Annotated in this window: 14 protein-coding genes and 1 pseudogene; 10 read left to right on the forward strand and 5 right to left on the reverse strand. The window is 71.2% G+C overall.

Features of this window, described 5'->3' with window-relative positions:
- The 8 genes and pseudogenes from E1267_RS26560 to E1267_RS26595 all read left to right on the forward strand — a co-directional run.
- Positions 1 to 613 (forward strand): annotated as a pseudogene (locus E1267_RS26560) (LiaF domain-containing protein); the annotation flags it as partial.
- Positions 603 to 806: a hypothetical protein gene (locus E1267_RS26565; protein ID WP_201761325.1), complete on the forward strand. Its 204-nt coding sequence runs from the start codon at positions 603 to 605 to the stop codon at positions 804 to 806. The pseudogene E1267_RS26560 and the gene E1267_RS26565, both read left to right, overlap by 11 nt.
- Before the next feature lie 71 nt (positions 807 to 877).
- Positions 878 to 1360 (forward strand): (2Fe-2S)-binding protein, encoded by a 483-nt coding sequence (locus E1267_RS26570; protein WP_132336100.1) that lies wholly within the window; start codon positions 878 to 880, stop codon positions 1358 to 1360.
- A complete protein-coding gene (locus tag E1267_RS26575; RefSeq protein ID WP_132336102.1) occupies positions 1357 to 3771 on the forward strand; it encodes a xanthine dehydrogenase family protein molybdopterin-binding subunit in 2415 nt (804 codons plus the stop codon). Before E1267_RS26570 ends, E1267_RS26575 begins: the two co-directional genes overlap by 4 nt.
- Positions 3768 to 4622 carry an FAD binding domain-containing protein gene (locus E1267_RS26580; protein WP_132336104.1) on the forward strand — a complete coding sequence of 285 codons (855 nt, stop codon included), beginning with the start codon at positions 3768 to 3770 and terminating at the stop codon, positions 4620 to 4622. Before E1267_RS26575 ends, E1267_RS26580 begins: the two co-directional genes overlap by 4 nt.
- A 73-nt stretch (positions 4623 to 4695) precedes the next feature.
- Positions 4696 to 5397 (forward strand): SRPBCC family protein, encoded by a 702-nt coding sequence (locus E1267_RS26585; RefSeq protein ID WP_132336106.1) that lies wholly within the window; start codon positions 4696 to 4698, stop codon positions 5395 to 5397.
- Positions 5398 to 5486: 89 nt separating this feature from the next.
- On the forward strand, positions 5487 to 8117 hold the full coding sequence (locus tag E1267_RS26590; protein ID WP_132336108.1) for a bifunctional glycosyltransferase/CDP-glycerol:glycerophosphate glycerophosphotransferase: 2631 nt from the start codon (positions 5487 to 5489) through the stop codon (positions 8115 to 8117).
- Positions 8114 to 9178: a glycosyltransferase gene (locus E1267_RS26595; protein WP_132336110.1), complete on the forward strand. Its 1065-nt coding sequence runs from the start codon at positions 8114 to 8116 to the stop codon at positions 9176 to 9178. Before E1267_RS26590 ends, E1267_RS26595 begins: the two co-directional genes overlap by 4 nt.
- A 30-nt stretch (positions 9179 to 9208) precedes the next feature.
- Here the strand turns inward: E1267_RS26595 and E1267_RS26600 are convergent, their stop codons facing one another.
- The 3 genes from E1267_RS26600 to E1267_RS26610 are packed head-to-tail and all read right to left on the reverse strand — an operon-like array spanning position 9209 to position 12604.
- The gene (locus E1267_RS26600) at positions 9209 to 10249 is read right to left on the reverse strand and encodes a sulfotransferase family protein (RefSeq protein WP_132336112.1); all 1041 of its coding nucleotides are present in this window, start codon (positions 10247 to 10249) and stop codon (positions 9209 to 9211) included.
- Positions 10250 to 10270: 21 nt separating this feature from the next.
- A complete protein-coding gene (locus E1267_RS26605) occupies positions 10271 to 11116 on the reverse strand; it encodes a CDP-alcohol phosphatidyltransferase family protein (protein WP_246064277.1) in 846 nt (281 codons plus the stop codon).
- Between the two features lie 48 nt (positions 11117 to 11164).
- Positions 11165 to 12604 (reverse strand): glycosyltransferase family 2 protein, encoded by a 1440-nt coding sequence (locus E1267_RS26610; protein ID WP_132336114.1) that lies wholly within the window; start codon positions 12602 to 12604, stop codon positions 11165 to 11167.
- Between the two features lie 159 nt (positions 12605 to 12763).
- Here E1267_RS26610 and E1267_RS26615 point away from each other — a divergent pair, with 159 nt between their 5' ends.
- On the forward strand, positions 12764 to 13255 hold the full coding sequence (locus E1267_RS26615) for a GNAT family N-acetyltransferase (RefSeq protein WP_132336116.1): 492 nt from the start codon (positions 12764 to 12766) through the stop codon (positions 13253 to 13255).
- The gene (gene pseI / locus E1267_RS26620; RefSeq protein WP_132336118.1) at positions 13252 to 14295 is read left to right on the forward strand and encodes a pseudaminic acid synthase; all 1044 of its coding nucleotides are present in this window, start codon (positions 13252 to 13254) and stop codon (positions 14293 to 14295) included. Before E1267_RS26615 ends, pseI begins: the two co-directional genes overlap by 4 nt.
- Positions 14296 to 14302: 7 nt before the next feature.
- Here the strand turns inward: pseI and E1267_RS26625 are convergent, their stop codons facing one another.
- Together E1267_RS26625 and E1267_RS26630 are read right to left on the reverse strand one after the other, a co-directional pair.
- Positions 14303 to 15286: a PseG/SpsG family protein gene (locus E1267_RS26625; protein WP_132336120.1), complete on the reverse strand. Its 984-nt coding sequence runs from the start codon at positions 15284 to 15286 to the stop codon at positions 14303 to 14305.
- Positions 15283 to 16011, reverse strand: a complete 729-nt coding sequence (locus E1267_RS26630) for a cytidylyltransferase domain-containing protein (RefSeq protein WP_132336122.1) — start codon at positions 16009 to 16011, stop codon at positions 15283 to 15285. The genes E1267_RS26625 and E1267_RS26630 overlap by 4 nt, the downstream gene beginning before the upstream one ends.
- Positions 16012 to 16059: the final 48 nt, after the last annotated feature.

Raw genomic sequence — 16059 nt, forward strand, 5'->3', positions numbered from 1 at the left:
CCCGAGGTCGTTCATCGGCGTCCTGACACTGTTGCTCGCTTTCATCATTGGAGGGATCGTCATGGCGGCCCAGGCCAGGACGGCCGCTGGCGTGAGCCCGACCATCGTCGGCGGCGCCATGCTCATCACCATCGGCGCCGGGCTGCTGATCGCCGCCTGGTGGGGGCGCGGCGCCGGGCTGGTGGCGGCGGGCACGTTCGTCGCGCTGCTCGTGGGCACGGGGTTGATGCTGGGCGGTGTGCCGAGCAACGTCGGCTCGTCGGAGTGGGTGCCGTCGAGCGTGGCCGAGGCGAGCAGGCATTTCGACGCCGGGCTCGGCGACGGCAGGCTGGACCTGTCGGAGCTGGAGCTGGAGCCGGGGTCGACGACGACGTTCACCGCGTCGGTCAAGGCGGGCGAGCTGGTCGTGATCGTGCCGCCGACGGCGAGGGTGGAGGTACGCGCGTCGAGCAAGGTCGGTGACATCACGCTGGATCAGTCGGTTCAGAGCGGAGTGGACGTGCGGGTGCGTGAGGTGCTGCCCCCCGAGGTGCGGCCGGAGGGCGAGCCCGCCACCATCGTGCTCGATCTGCGCAGCGGCCTCGGTGACATCGAGGTGCGACGTGCCGCGTGAGGTCGAGCGGCCGCGCCGCCTGCACAGGACGGACTGGATGGCCCTGCTCAGCGGCGTGCTTTTTGTCGTTTTGGGTATTTTGGTGGTGACAAGGGCGATCACGGATTGGCTGGTCCTCTGGGGTGTGATGGTGCTGGGATTGGCGTTCGCGGGGCTGGTGGCGATCATCGCCAGGGGGCTTCGCAGGAAGTAGACCTTGACCGGGAATAACACCGGCGTACGTTCGGAGTGTCCGCCTTTCCCCCTGCTCCTGAGGGAGGACGTATGCCCCGAATCACCGTCACCGTCGACGGGATCACCTACGAGGAGGACGTCGAGCCGCGGCTCCTGCTCGTCCACCTGCTGAGAGAACGCCTCGGCAAGACCGGCACGCCGGTCGGCTGCGACACCAGCAACTGCGGCGCCTGCACGGTCATGCTCGACGGCCAGAGCGTGAAGAGCTGCTCGGTGCTGGCCGTGCAGGCCGACGGCGCCGACGTCGTCACCATCGAGGGCCTCGGCGCCGACGGGTCGATGCACCCGATGCAGCGCGCCTTCCACGAAGAGCACGCGCTGCAGTGCGGCTACTGCACGCCCGGCATGGTCATGGCCGCGATCGACCTGCTCAGAGACGACCCCGACCCGTCCGAGGAGACGATCAGGGAGGGCCTCGAAGGCAACCTGTGCCGCTGCACCGGCTACTGCAACATCGTGCGCGCCGTACGCAGGGGCGCGCAGGAGATGGGGCAGGCGGTGAGCTCGTCATGACCGAGATGGACGCCGGCCTGGTCGCCGAGCAGATCGTCCAGAGCGACCAGGTCAACGAGCCGACCAGCCGGTCCGAGGTGGGCAGGCCGCGGCGGCGCAAGGAGGACACGAGGCTGCTCACGGGGCGGACACAGTGGACGGACAACCTCTCGCGCCCCGGCATGCTGCACGTGATGTACCTGCGCAGCCCGATGGCGCACGCCAGGATCACCAGGGTCGACGTGTCGGGGGCGCGTGACCTGCCGGGGGTCGTGGCGGCGTTCAGCGGGGAGGACTTCGCGGCGGAGCAGGGCAGCCTACCGTGCGCCTGGCCGGTGAGCGACGACATCGTCATCCCCGACCACCCGCCGATGGCCGTGTCCGAAGTGCGTTACGTCGGCGAGGCGGTGGCCTGCGTCGTCGCGACCGACCGCTACCGCGCCGCCGACGCGCTCGACGCCATCGAGGTCGACTACGAGCCGCTGCCCGCCGTGCTCGACATGAACGAAGCCCTCGCCGAGGGCAGCCCGAAGGTGCACGAGGCGGGCAACAAGGCGTTCAGCGCGAAGCTCACGTCCGGTGACCTCGACGCGGCGTTCGAGGGCGCCCCCGTCGTCATCGACCGCACGTACGTGCAGCAGCGGCTGATCCCGAGCGCGATGGAGCCGCGGGCGGTGCTGGCCGACACGGACGGCGAGTCGTTCACGCTGTGGACGTCCACGCAGATCCCGCACGTTTTGCGGGTCATGCTGGCCATGGTGACCGGCGTGCCCGAGCACCGCATCCGCGTGATCGCGCCCGACGTGGGCGGCGGGTTCGGTTCGAAGCTGCAGGTCACCGCGGAGGAGGTGCTGGGCCTGCTGCTCACGCGCAAGCTGGGCAAGCCGGTCAAGTGGACCGAGTCCCGCTCCGAGGGCAACCTGACCGTGCACCACGGCCGCGACCAGATCCAGCACGTCAGGTTGGCCGCCGACGCCGACGGGCGCATCCGGGGGCTGCAGGTGAGCCTGCTGGCCGACATGGGCGCCTATCTCATGCTGGTGTCACCGGGCATTCCCATGCTGGGCGCGTCGATGTTCAACGCGATCTACAAGATGGACGCGTACGAGTTCGCGTGCACGGGCGTGTTCACCACCAAGATGCCCACGGACGCCTACCGGGGCGCGGGCCGGCCCGAGGCGACGTTCGCCATCGAGCGCATGATGGACGAACTGGCCGCCGAGCTGGACCTGGACCCGGTGGAGGTGCGCAGGCGCAACTGGATCAGGCACGAGGAGTTCCCGTACACCACGATCTCGGGCCTGACGTACGACTCCGGCAACTACGAGGCGGCCACGGACAGGGCGCTGGCGTTGTTCGGCTACGACAAGCTGCGGGCCGAACAGTCCGACCGGCGTGACAGGGGCGACCCGGTGCAGCTCGGCATCGGCGTCAGCACGTACACGGAGATGTGCGGCCTTGCGCCGTCGCGGATGCTCGGCGAGGCCAACTACGGCGCCGGCGGCTGGGAGCACGGCGCGGTGCGCATGCTGCCCACGGGCAAGGTCGAGGTCATCACCGGCACCTCCCCGCACGGGCAGGGCCACGTGACGTCGTGGAGCCAGATCGCGGCCGACGCGCTCGGCGTGCCGTTCGAGGACGTCACGGTGCTGCACGGCGACACGGCGATCGCCCACAAGGGCATGGACACCTACGGCTCCCGTTCGCTCGTCATCGGCGGCGTCGCGGTGCTCAAGGCGTGCGACAAGGTCAAGGAGAAGGCCCGCACGCTGGCCGCGCACGTGCTGGAGTGCTCGCCGGACGACCTGGAGTTCGAGTCCGGGGCGTTCGAGGTGCGCGGCACCGAGTCGCGCAAGACGATCCAGGAGCTGGCCCTGGCCGCGTTCACGGCGCACGACCTGCCCGACGGGGTGGAGGCGCGGCTCGACTCCGAGGCCACGTTCGATCCGGAGAACTACTCCTTCCCGCACGGCACCCACCTGTGCGCGGTGGAGGTGGACACGGAGACGGGCATGGTGAAGATCCGCTCGTACGTGGCGGTCGACGACGTCGGCAAGGTCGTCAACCCGCTGATCGTGGAGGGTCAGGTGCACGGCGGCATCGCGCAGGGCATCGCGCAGGCGCTGTTCGAGGAGGCCGTCTACGACGCCGACGGCAACCTGCTGACCACCACGATGGCCGACTACCTGCTGCCGTCCGCGGCGGACCTGCCGGGGTTCACCCTCGACCGCACCGAGACGCCGGCGACCAGCAACCCGCTGGGCGTCAAGGGCGTCGGCGAGGCGGGCACGATCGCCTCGACCCCGGCCGTGGTGAACGCCGTCGTCGATGCCCTGCGCCCGCGCGGGGTGCACGACGTACGGATGCCGTGCACGCCGGAACGCATCTGGCGGGCCCTCAACGATGGCGCGCAGGAAGGAGCACGGCCATGATTCCCGCGCAGTTCGACTACGCGCGGCCCGCCTCGCTGGACGAGGCCTGCCAGGCGCTCGCCTCGGACGAGGACGCCAAGGTGCTGGCGGGCGGTCAGTCGCTGCTGCCGCTGCTGCGGATGCGCCTGGCGTACCCGTCGACGCTGGTGGACGTCGGCCGGCTGCCCGATCTGAGGGGCGTGCACGACCGCGGCGACCACGTCTTCATCGGCGCGATGACCACGCACGATGAGGTCGTACGCTCCGAGGTGGTCACCGCCGGCTGCCCGCTGGTGGCGCTGGCCACGGCCATGGTGGCCGACCGGGCGATCCGGCACCGGGGCACGTTCGGCGGTTCGCTGGCGCACGCCGACCCGGCGGGCGACCTGCCGGCCGTGGTGCTGGCGCTGGACGCCGTACTGGTGGCCAGGTCGGCGAGCGGTGAGCGGGAGATTCCGGCCGCCGGTTTCTTCGTCGACTACCTGGAGTCGGCGCTGGAGCCGGGCGAGATCCTGACCGGCGTGAAGATCCCGAAGCTGGGCGCGGGCTGGGGCTTCCACTACGAGAAGTTCCACAGGACCGCGCAGTCGTGGGCGATCGTCGGGGTGGCGGCGGCGGTCAAGCGCTCGAACGGCGCGATCACGGAGGCCAGGATCGGGCTGACGAACATGGGTGAGAAGCCGCTGCGGGCCCGCGCCACCGAGGCGGCCCTGCGGGGCGTGGAGCTCGGCGACCAGGTGCGCCTGGCGTGCGAGGAGGCGGCCGCGGACACCTCTCCGCCCGCCGACCTGCACGCGCAGCCCGACTACCGGCGGCACCTGGCCAGGGTGCTGACCCACCGCGCGGTACGCACGGCGGCCGGATCGCCCTGACCTGAGGGGGCATCCCTTCCGGGGTGCCCCCGCCCCGGCGTAATGTCGCACCCATCGGGAGAAGGAGCGGACCATGGCGATGCGGTTCGAACACGAGTTCACGGTTCCTGTTCCGGTCGAGCAGGCCTGGGCGGTGCTGCTCGACGTCGAGCGGGTCGCTCCGTGCCTGCCGGGGGCGAGCCTTGACGTCTTCGAGGGCGACGAGTTCACCGGCAGGATGAAGGTCAAGGTCGGTCCGATCACGGTGACGTACAAGGGGTCGGCCTCGTTCGAGGAAGTGGACAAAGACTCCCATACGCTGACGATCAAGGCTTCGGGCAAGGAAGCGAGGGGTTCGGGCACGGCCTCGGCCACGGTCAAGGCGCACATGACGCCGCGCGAGGGGGCCACGGCGGTGGCCGTGGAGACGACGTTCAACGTGACCGGCCGGCCGGCCCAGTTCGGACGCGGCGTGATGGCCGAGGTGGGAGCCAAGATCATCGACAGGTTCGCCGAGAACCTCGCCGAGCTGCTGTCCGAGTCGACCGTCGAGCCGGCCTCTCCGCAGGACGACGATCGTCATCTCGCGGCGGTGCCCGAGCCCGGCGAGCCCGAGGAGGTCCGGGACGAGATGCGGCCCGTGGGCTCGCTGCGCACCTCGCGCACGGCCGACGAGGAGGCGCTCGACCTGCTGGAGATCGCCGGGCAACCGCTGGTCAAGCGGCTGGCGCCCATCGCGGGCGCGGTCGCGGCGCTGCTGGTCATCGCCTGGGTGATTCGTCGGCTTACGCGCTGATTTTTTGGGCAAATAGTCAACCAAGTCCCGACACTTCCCTTCCGGCAGGGGCAGCCCATTCCCGCAGGCGACTACTGGGGGGACGTGGCATGCCGGACTGCACCGTCGTCGTCATCACGTACAACGACGCGGACCGCCTGCCCAGGGCCGTACACTCCGTGCTCGGGCAGTCGCTGCGCGACCTGGAAGTGATCATCTCCGACGACGCCAGCACCGACGACACCCCGCAGGTGGCGGCCCGGCTCATGGCCGGCGATCCCCGGGTCCGCTACCTGCGCAGGCAGCGCAACAGCGGCGGGTGCGGGGCCCCGCGCAACGACGGCATCGACGCCGCGACCGCGCCGTACGTGATGTTCCTCGACAGCGACGACGAGTTGCCCCGGCACGCGTTGAAGAGCCTGCTCACGGAGATCGAGCGCACCGGCGCCGACTTCGTGTCGGGGCAGATCTCCCGGCTGTACGAGCGGACCGGACGCCTCCAGCCGTACTATCCGTCGTTGTTCGCCCGGCGGCGGGTCGTCGAGGGCATCCGTGAGGAGCCCGCGTTGTTCCTCGACAGCTTCACCACCAACAAGCTCTACGACCTGAGCCGGCTGCGCGCCGCCCGCCTGCGTTTCCCCGAGGACATCCACTACGAGGACCACGTCTTCGCCGCCGAACTGTACGCGCGCTCGCGCAGGTTCGCCGTCGTGCCGTGGACGGTCTACCACTGGCACCGGGCACCGGCGAACACGTCGATCTCGCTGAGCATCGACGACCTGGACAACGTACGCCAGCGGGTCGTCGCCGCCAGGATGAGCGACGACGCCCTGCGCCGGCACGGGGCCGAGGACCTGGTGCCGCACCGCCAGCGCCGCTTCCTCCGCCAGGACCTGCGCGTCTACCTCAACCCGCTGCCCTCACGCGACCTTGTGTGGACCAAGGAGTTCGCCTCCATCGTGCGGCCGTACCTGGAGGAGATCCCCGCGGACGCGCTGGACGAGCTGGCGCCGCTCGACCGCGTCTGCTGCCGGCTCGTCCTGGACGACCGGATCGAGGACCTGCGCATCGCGGCCGGCCAGCTCACCGGGCCGAGGGCCGCGCCCAGGGCCGCCGTCCAGCGCGACGGGCGTACGTACTGGGGCACAACGGTCTCACCAGGCATGGACATCACCCGGCTGCGGCTCGCGGAGCTGCCCTTCTCCAAGTCCAGGCTGCGGCACGAGGCCACGGCCGTCTCCTCCGACGGCGAGCACGTACGGATGACCGTGCGCAGCTACGACCCGTTCGGCAAGCTGCCTCTGGAGTGGAAGGCGTTCCTGCAGCTCGGCCGCAGACGGGTCCCCATCACGCCGCGCCCGTCCGGCGACGGCGGTTACGTCAGCGAGGTCGTCTTCACGCCCACCGGCAAGTGCGATCCGCGCATCGGCTTCACCAGGACCTCCGACGGGCACACCACGACCGACCGGATCATCGTCGACCCGCACATGAAGCCCGTCGAACTGCCCGGCCGCACGGTGAAGGCCGAGGGCCAGGCCGCCTACCTGTGCGTACGTCCCGTCGCCGGGCCCCGGCCCGTGTGGCAACGGGTCAAACGGCGCCTGATCAAGCGGTACAGCACGCCGAGGAACAAGCTGCGGGCGTACAAGGTGCTGATCCGCGTGTTGCCGCGGCGCAGGGACCTCGCGCTGTTCGAGTCGGACGTCGGCAAGGGCTACAGCGGCAGCCCCCGCGCCCTGCACGAGGAGGTGCGGCGGCGCGGGCTGCCGATCGAGGTGGTCTGGTCGGCGGCCAAGGGACGCGGCGGGTTCCCTCCCGGCGTACGGCGGGTGCGCAGGGGCAGCTGGCGTTACGTCTGGACCATGGCCCGCGCGGGGATCTGGGTGGACAGCCACGGGTTCCCGCTCGACTACCCGAAGCCGCGGGGCACCCGCTACCTGCAGACCTGGCACGGGCAGGGCATCAAGTCGATCGGCTTCGACGCGCCCGACCTGCGCGGCGACTTCGACAAGCCGCGGGCGCGGTGGCGGGCCGCGGTCGCCCGGTGGGACGCGCTGGTGTCGCCGAGCGCGGAGTTCTCGCGGGTGTTCCTGCCGTCCAACGGCTACACGGGCAAGGTCTACCGCTGCGGGACACCCCGCTGCGACGCGCTCGTACGCGGGGAGGGGGCGCACGACGTACGCGAGCGGCTGGAGATCCCGCCCGACAGGAAGATCCTGCTGTACGCGCCCACCTACCGCGACCGGGCCAAGGGCAGCGGCCGTTCGGTGCGCGCGGACCTGGAGCTCATGGCCGACGAACTGGCCGGCGAGTGGGTCGTCATCCTGCGCACCCACCCCGTCGAGCGCTACCGCGTGCCCGAGCACCTGCTGCACTTCGTCCGCACCGGCGGGGCGTACCCGGAGATCAACGACCTCATGCCCGCCTCCGACGCGCTGCTGACGGACTATTCCTCGGTGATGTGCGACTACGCGCTCACGGGCAAGCCGATGCTGTTCCTCATCGACGACTGGGACGACTACCGGCTCTCCGAACGGGGCGTCTACCACGACCTCCCGGCCATAGCGCCGGGACCGTGCGTGACGACCACCGAGGACCTGATCGCCGCCCTCAGGGACCTGCCCGCGCGGCACGCCGCCTGCGCCGGGCGGTACGCCGCCTTCAGCGACCTCTGGTGCGCCGACGAGCACGGCGACGCCTCTGCCAGGATCGTGGCCGACTTCTTCGAAGGCGCCCGTTGAGCGTCGTCCTCGCCTGCCTGGACGCCGACTCACTCGGCGGCGTCCAGCAGGTCACGCACACCATCGCCCAGGGGCTGGCCGGGCGGGGCCACGAGGTGCACGTCATCGGCCTGCACCGCTCCCCCGCTCCCTTCCGGTACGTCGACCGGCCGCTCTACCACCACCACGTCATCAGCCGCCGCCCCTTGGACTCGACGGGCCGCCTGGCCCGCGGCCGGGCCGACGGGAAACTGCGGCGGCTGCTGGAAGGGATCAGACCGGGGTACGCGGTGATGACCTCTCCCTCGGCGGTCGCCAGGATGGCGGGCCTCCTGCCGCCGGCGTTCCGTCCGATCGGGCAGTATCACGGCTCGTACGACCACGCCCGCGACACCTGGCACCTCGCCTCGATCAGGAAGCACTATCCCTCGCTCGACCAGGCGATTTTCCTCAGCGAGGACGACGCCTGGCGCTTCTCCGAACACGCGCTGCTGCCCAACGCGTGGAGCCTGCCGAATCCCCTGTCCACCTGGCCGGAGGAGACGTCCCCGCTCGACTCGCCGCGGGTGCTGGGCGTGGGCAGGCTCGAAGGGGTCAAACGGTTCGACCGGCTGATCAGCGCGTTCGCCAGGTCGGACGCGCCGCCGCCGTGGGAGCTGCACCTGATCGGCGACGGCGGCGAGCTGGCGCGGCTGCGCGAGCACGCGGCCGGGGAAGGCGTCGGGGACAGGGTGATCTTCCGGGGACGGGTGCCCGCGGCGCGCATGCCCGCCGAATACCTGGCCGCCTCGGTGCTCGGCCTGACCAGCGAACACGAGGGCCTGCCCGTCGTGCTGCTGGAGTCGGCCGCGCACGGGGTGCCCTCGGTCGCGTTCGACGTGTCGGGAGGCGTACGCTCGGCCGGGCCCGTACCGGTGCCGTCCGGCGACGTCGCCGCCTTCGCGGGCGCGCTGGGCCGGCTCGTGCGTTCCGCCGGGGAACGGCGGCGTCTCGGGGCCGCGGCCCGCACCCGGGCCGCCGCCTTCCGCCTCGACCACGTTCTCGACGGCTGGGAGTCGATGTTCGCCCACATCGACCGCTGACAGCCGCGAAAAGGACTTCGCTCCCCCGAATCACACCGCCGGTTCGGTCACCTCCGGGCGGTGGTGGGGCACGCCCGCGAGCGCGCACTGGCCCGAGGTGAGCAGTGCGGCCACCGGGCTCGGCTCGCGCAGGCGGTTGAGCCGGTCGCGCATGGCCTTGCGCATGCGGCTGGCCTTACGCTTCTGCATCGTCTTCTGGCAGGCGATCACGTGTTCCTTGGAGGGCTTCGGCGCGCCCGTGAGCTCGTACCCCATGGATTCCAGGCGGTCGCCGAGCATGTGCTCGCACAACGAGATCTCCCAGTCCTCCAGCCGGTTCGCCCAGCTGCCCACGCGGCTGCGCAGGACGTCGCTGTGCGTGTTGCTGTGCCACACCTTGTGCTGCGGCACCGCCACCTGGGCGGCCTCGCGCGGGGAGACCATCGACGGGGCGAAGTCCTCCTCAAGGAAGTGGCAGAGCTTCTTCAGCTCGGTCGCCGGGTCGTCGGTGAGGTCCTCGTAGCGCAGCTCGTAGTACGTGTCCTCGGGCAGGGTGCGGCGCAGTCGGCCACCCGCGTCGATGGCCTCGGCCCAGGTGGACACGGCGTGGAAGGAGTCCAGGTTGTACCAGGGCATCTCCTTCAGCGAGGACACGCAGTCGCGGCCGTCCCTGATGAGGTGGATGAACTGGGCGTCGGGGAAGAGGCGTAGCAGCAGGTCGACCTGCTTGACGTAGCTCGGCCGCTTGTCGCCCCAGCGCGGCTTGTCGAACCGGTCGGCGTACATGCGGAAGGCCGTGCCGAGCACCGACCCGAGCGAGCCGGGACCTTCCACGCACTGCCGGATGAACTCGTCCTTGTCGATCTTGAGCTCGCGGAACTTCGTGCTGCGTTCGGTGGCGATCCACTGGGCGAACGCGCGGCGGCGCTGGGTGACCCGCAGGTCGCCCCACGTGCGCCGGCGGTAGTAGGCGGGTACGAGGAAGCGCGTCTCCGGAGGCACCGCCATGCGCGGGTGCGAATGGAGCATGAGCTGGAGCATCGTGGTGCCAGACCGCGGGCATCCGATGACGAAGACTGGCCGGTCGGACATTGCGTAGTAACCCCCGAAAACTTAGACGAGAACGTGCTCTCGGCTCTCCTGAGAGGAGGCCGCGCCGTGCCTGCGCGTGAAGAGCCAAAGCCGGTAGACGAGGAAGACCTCGTTGGCCAGCAGCAGGACCCCCGACATCGCGGCGAGCGGGATGAGCGCCCATGCCCCCGCAAGAGGCGCGACCACGAACACCGCCGCGTGGAACTCGATGCCGCTGATCAGGTGCGAGCGCACCCGGTGGCGGGCCAGGAACCTGTTGAGCCGTCTCGGGAAACTGCGCCGCCGGGGCCCCCGCCCCAGCGCCACCCGGTCCTGCGGCTCCTGCGACTCCTGGTCGAAGGGATCCTGATCGAAGGGCTCATGCTCGTCGCCGGGCTCCTGCCGCCCCTCTTTGACCGCCTCGCGCACCCGTTTCATCTGCGGCGCGTTGACGTACCTGAACAGGTCGAGCACGGCCACCGCCGCGCCCAGGACGATGAAGCGCACATCGCCCGTCAGCGCGTACTGCCCGTACGCCAGCCCGCCGGCGCACAGGACCACCCGGACACGGTCACCCACGTAGTCGAGCCAGAGCCCGAAGGGCGTGCCTGTGCCCTTGAGCCGGGCGACCTTGCCGTCCACGCAGTCGATCATGAAGCTCAGATAGAACGCGAGGGCGCCCGCCACGAGCTGGTTCATCGTGAAACAGGCGGCCGACACCGCGCCGAGGACCAGAGAGAACACGGTGAGCGCGTTGGGCGTCAGCCGGGTGCGGTTGGCCACGGCCAGCGCGACCCGGCAGGCGGCCGGGTCCACGAAGTACACGGTCCACCAGGAATCTCTCCGCTTGCATGTCTCGTGGACGTCATCGAGCGAATAGGTCCTCATGGACTCCAGCATGGCCACGCAACGCGCCAGATCGATTACTCTCTGGAACTACTGGGTGGTTTCCATGCCTGTTCTTGACCGTCCCGGCACGGAAAACCGCCACGTGGGTCCGGTGTCGCCGTCCCTGCACCAGCCGGTCATGACCAGGCCGCGCAGTTCGGCCCGCACCTGGAGCTTCCAGTTCCTGCCGCCGCCGAGCTTGCGGGGGTCGATGGCGGCGACCACGCCGTACCGGCCCGAGCGCCGCACCTCCAGGGGCACGCGGCGGCGTCCGTCGCACAACCACAGGCCGACCCTGGACACCTTCTTGTCAACGCGGTGGAACGACACGTGCCCGCGCAGCAGGTACTCCCGGCCCGTCCACTCGCAGGCGTCGACCTTGGCCACCAGTTTGAGCTCGTCGCGAGCGTCGAACACCTCGTCGGGGATGCGGAGCCGGCGGTTGCGGAAGAAGGGGTAGTCGCCGTACCAGTTGGTGATGCGCCGGCCGCGCGGCACGATGCGGGTGCCGCCCTCGCGGGCCCTGCGGAAAGCGCGCACCTTGCGCAGCTCCCGTACGAGCCCGCGCTTGACCAGGTGCAGCTCCAGGCGGCGCAGCGAGGGCGCGGTGGCCAGAGCCCGCACGCTCAGCTCGGCCAGCCACGCGTGGGCCAGCTTCAGCACCGGTTCGCAGTCGTCGCAGCCCTCCAGCGCCTGGAACAGGAACAGGATGTCCTTCTCCAGCACCAGCGCGTCGAAGCCGTCGAGCAGGTCGGGCGCGCGCTCGTCGAGGAAGGCGCGGACCGCGCGGATCGCCGCGAGGCGCTCGTACAGGTTGTCCGGCTCGGTCCTGCGCTGCGTGATCGACGTCGCCCCCGACTCACGCCTGCGCCAGTGGTAGACCACCTCGCCCACCATGTCCACGCTCGTGGCCAGGACGTGCGCCTGCATGGCGACGGGCACGTCCTCGTAGATCCCGGCGGGGAAGGCCAGGCCGCAGCGCTCCCAGAAGGAGCGCCGGTAGACCTTGTTCCACACGGTGCGGTCCCTGATGAGCACCTGCTTGTCGGTGATGTGGGTGCACAGCTGCGGCCGCCTGAACACCTTCTCGTGCAGCGTCGACTCCTCCAGCCGGCCGTCCACGAGCCGCCCGACCGCGCCGCACGCGAGGTCGGACGCGGTCTCGGCCAGGCTGCCGACGAGCAGTTCGTACGCGTTCGGCGGCACGACGTCGTCGCTGTCGGCGAAGGCCAGGTAGGTGCCGCGGGCGTGCCGGATGCCCGCGTTGCGCGCCGGTCCCGGCCCCAGGTTGCGCTGGGTGACGATGACGAACCGTTCGTCGCGCGCGGCGAAGTCCTCGGCCACGCGCCGGCTGCCGTCCTCGGAGCCGTCGTCGACGAGGATCACTTCGATGTCTTCGAGCGTCTGGGCGGCCAGCGACTTCAGGCACTCGGTGATGTACGCCTCCACGTCTTGGAACGGGACGACGACGCTGAGCAGGGGGATCATGACGATTGCTCCTTGCTTCCTGGACCTGGCTCGAAAGGACAGGTCGAGGGCAGCATGCCGTGACGACCGCACCGGATCCGCATCCCTGATGAGCTCTTTACCTGACGCACAATCGGCTACGTTGTGCAGTTGAGTCCGCGCTGAGAGTTAGGGGCAGCGATGCTGAGGAGCGTCCGTGACCACGATCTGCCCGTCATGCGCCGGTGGCGCAACCATCCGCGTGTGCGCGCGGCCAGCTTCGCCACGCACGAGATCGCGGAGGAGGAGCACCTGCGCTGGTGGGAGGCGGTCCGCGCCGACCCGTCCAGACGCGTGCTGATCTACGACCACCACGGGGTCTCCGCGGGAGTGGTGACCTACGCCGGCCTGCCGTGCGGCCCGGCTTCCTGGGGCTTCTACCTCGACCTCGAAGGGCTGGAACGCTCCGGCGACCTGCTGCGGGCCTGGATCGGGCTGGAGAAGGCGGCCATCGCGTACGCCTTCGGCCCGCTCGGGCAGAGCACACTGCGCGGCGAGGTGCTGGCCGACAACGCGCCGGTCAGGCTGCTGCACCGGCGCTTCGGGTTCTCCGAGGTGGACTCCTACCAGCGCGACGTCGACGGCGTGCCGCGCGACGTCGTGGCCATCCAGCTCAAGAAGGGGCAGGCATGATCTCCATCGCGGGGCGGCCGATCGGGGACGGGCATCCGCCGTACGTCGTGGCCGAGATGTCCGGCAACCACAACGGCAGCCTGGCGCAGGCGCTGGCCATCGTGGACGCGGTGGCGGCCAGCGGCGCGCACGCGCTGAAGCTGCAGACCTACAAGGCCGACACGCTGACCGTCGACTGCGACGGGCCCGCGTTCCGGATCGGCGAGGGGCACGAGTTGTGGGGCGGCGAGCACCTCTACCAGCTCTACGAGCGTGCCCACACGCCGTGGGAGTGGCACGAGCCGATCTTCGAGCGGGCCCGCGAGCACGGGCTCACCGCCTTCTCCTCGCCCTTCGATCCCACGGCCGTCGAGCTGCTGGAGAAGCTGGGCACGCCGGCGTACAAGATCGCTTCTTCGGAGATCGTGGACCTGCCGCTGATCAGGCTCGCGGCGAGCACGGGCAAACCGCTGATCATCTCGACGGGCATGGCGTCGGCCGGGGAGATCGAGGCGGCGGTGACGGCCGCCCGCGAGGCGGGCTGCGCGCAGCTGGCGGTGTTGTCGTGCACGGCGTCCTATCCGGCCTCGCCCGCCGAGAGCAACCTGCGCGCGCTGCCGCTGCTGGCCGCGCTCACCGGGGAGGTCGTCGGCGTCTCCGACCACACGCCGGGGCTCGGCGCCGCGCTGGCCGCGGTGGCGCTGGGGGCCTGCCTGATCGAGAAGCACGTCACGAGGTCCAGGGCCGAGGGCGGGGTCGACGCGGCCTTCTCGCTGGAGCCGGGCGAGCTGCTGGCGCTGGTGGTGGAGAGCGAGCGGGCCTGGCAGTCGCTGGGCGAACCGCTGATCGGGCCGCGCCCGTCCGAGCGCGAGGGGCTGCGTTTCCGCCGGTCCCTGCACGTCGTACGCGATGTGCGGGCGGGCGAGCAGGTGACCCCCGGCAACGTACGCTCGATCCGGCCGGCGGGCGGGCTGCCTCCCGAGGCCGCCGCGCAGGTCATGGGCCGGCGTTTCACCCGTGACGTGGCGTTCGGCACGCCGCTGACCTGGGACCTCGTCTAGAGCCCGTCTAGAGCAGGGCGAGCAGGGCGTCGGCGGCGCGGCTTCTGCCCCTGCCGTCGATGAGGCCGCTCCCCCGCCTGCCGTGTTCCTCGCGGGCGGCGGGGTCGGCGAGCAGCTCGGCGAGCGCGGCCACGGCCCTCTCGCCGGGCTCGGCGCCCAGCCCGGCGGCGACGCCCCTGCCGACCAGCTCCTCATAACCGATGAGCTGGTTGGCCGCCACCCAGGTGAGCGCCGCGGGCACGCCGAGGTAGAGCAGCTCCCAGATGGCCGAGCCCGCGGCGGTGACCACGAGGTCCGCCCCGGCCATCAGCTCGGGCAGGCGGTCCGTCGGCGGGATCACGGTGATCGGTCCGCCCGCCTCGAACGGCGCGGGGCTGATCACCGTGCCGCGGAACGGCTCGCCGGTCGCCAGGAGGGCCCGCGCCCAGGCGGGGGCGACGCCGGCGCTGTCGGTGCCGCCGAAAAAGCAGAGCACGTGCGGCACCCCGCCCGGCCGGGAGGTGCGCGCGCACCGGAGTACGCAGTCGCGCAGCAGCGCGTAACGTGCCCCCGCCAGCCACCGCCCGCCCGTGCCGTGGCCCGTGCCCTCGCCGTGGCGGCGTTCGGCGCCGAGGTTCTGGTCGAGATAGAGGTCGGCCTGCTGGCCCAGCGGGTCGCCGTCGGCGATGGCCAGCACCGCCAGGCCGGCCCGCCGGAGCGCCGCCCCCGTGTCCGCGGGCAGTTCGTACGAGTCGAGCACGACGGCGGCCAGCCGCAGCTCGCGGGCCAGCGCCGCCAGGCGTCCGGGGGCCGGAGGCGCGTCGGCCAGCGGCAGCCCGCGCTCGTCGAGCTGCGCCCGCGCCCACGCCGAGCCGCGCACCTGCCCGAGGAAAACCACCTCGACGCCACGGGCGCGCAGTTCCTCGGCCAGCGCCACGCAGCGCACCAGGTGGCCGACCCCGCTGCTCACCCCGGCGTCGCAGCGCAAGCCCACCCTGAGGCGGCCGCTCACGCGTCCTGCAACGCCTTCTGCCGCACGTGGGCGTTGAGCCCGCACACCTCGGGCCGGGCCCGCAACCAGCTCACCAGCGCCTTGACCGGCACGTAGCGGTCGCCGAACTCGGCCACCACGCGGGAGATCAGCTTCCAGTCGTCCTCGGTGTCGAGCGTGACGCGCAGGTCGTCGGCGGAGGGCCGGTAGGTCAGCCCGAGCAGCCGCGCGTCGCCGGGATGCTCGTAGACGTAGGAGGTGACGTGGGTGCGGTGGAAGGCGGCGGCCTCGCGGTCGGCGCGCTCCAGCGCGGCCCTGCCCACGATCTCCACGTCCAGCCCGCGCGGCAGCGTGCGCACCAGGCTCGTGCTGAGGTAGTCGAGGCCGGGCACGGCCCGGTAGACCAGCACCGCCTCCCTGATCACGGCCGGGTCGAGCAGCGGGCAGTCGGCCGTGAACCGCATGACCGCGTCGGCCCGCCGCCCCGCCATCGCGTGCACGAACCTCGTCAGCACGTCGTCGACCGACCCTCGATGGCAGGCCACGCCGAGCGCGCGGCACTCGGCGGCCACGGCGTCGTCCGCCCGCTCGATCGTGGTGGCGACGACGAGATCGTCGAGGGCGCCCGCCTCCCGCGCGGCGCGTACGACCCAGGCCAGCACCGAGCGGCCTCCCAGATCGCGCAGCACCTTCCCGGGCAGGCGCGTGGAGCCCATCCGAGCCTGAACAATTCCGACAATGCGCACCGAAGCCCCATTCCCCCGTGTGACAGTGAGTCTCCGATCGATCGCGCT

This window comes from Nonomuraea longispora (assembly GCF_004348345.1).
GTDB lineage: Bacteria > Actinomycetota > Actinomycetes > Streptosporangiales > Streptosporangiaceae > Nonomuraea > Nonomuraea longispora.

Bases quoted from the DNA above. Each gene is read 5' to 3' on its own strand.
- E1267_RS26570 (WP_132336100.1), top strand. From the start codon at position 878: ATGCCCCGAATCACCGTCACCGTCGACGGGATCACCTACGAGGAGGAC.
- E1267_RS26575 (WP_132336102.1), top strand. From the start codon at position 1,357: ATGACCGAGATGGACGCCGGCCTGGTCGCCGAGCAGATCGTCCAGAGC.
- E1267_RS26580 (WP_132336104.1), top strand. From the start codon at position 3,768: ATGATTCCCGCGCAGTTCGACTACGCGCGGCCCGCCTCGCTGGACGAG.
- E1267_RS26585 (WP_132336106.1), top strand. From the start codon at position 4,696: ATGGCGATGCGGTTCGAACACGAGTTCACGGTTCCTGTTCCGGTCGAG.
- E1267_RS26590 (WP_132336108.1), top strand. From the start codon at position 5,487: ATGCCGGACTGCACCGTCGTCGTCATCACGTACAACGACGCGGACCGC.
- E1267_RS26600 (WP_132336112.1), bottom strand. From the start codon at position 10,249: ATGTCCGACCGGCCAGTCTTCGTCATCGGATGCCCGCGGTCTGGCACC.
- E1267_RS26605 (WP_246064277.1), bottom strand. From the start codon at position 11,116: ATGAGGACCTATTCGCTCGATGACGTCCACGAGACATGCAAGCGGAGA.
- E1267_RS26610 (WP_132336114.1), bottom strand. From the start codon at position 12,604: ATGATCCCCCTGCTCAGCGTCGTCGTCCCGTTCCAAGACGTGGAGGCG.
- E1267_RS26615 (WP_132336116.1), top strand. From the start codon at position 12,764: ATGCTGAGGAGCGTCCGTGACCACGATCTGCCCGTCATGCGCCGGTGG.
- pseI (WP_132336118.1), top strand. From the start codon at position 13,252: ATGATCTCCATCGCGGGGCGGCCGATCGGGGACGGGCATCCGCCGTAC.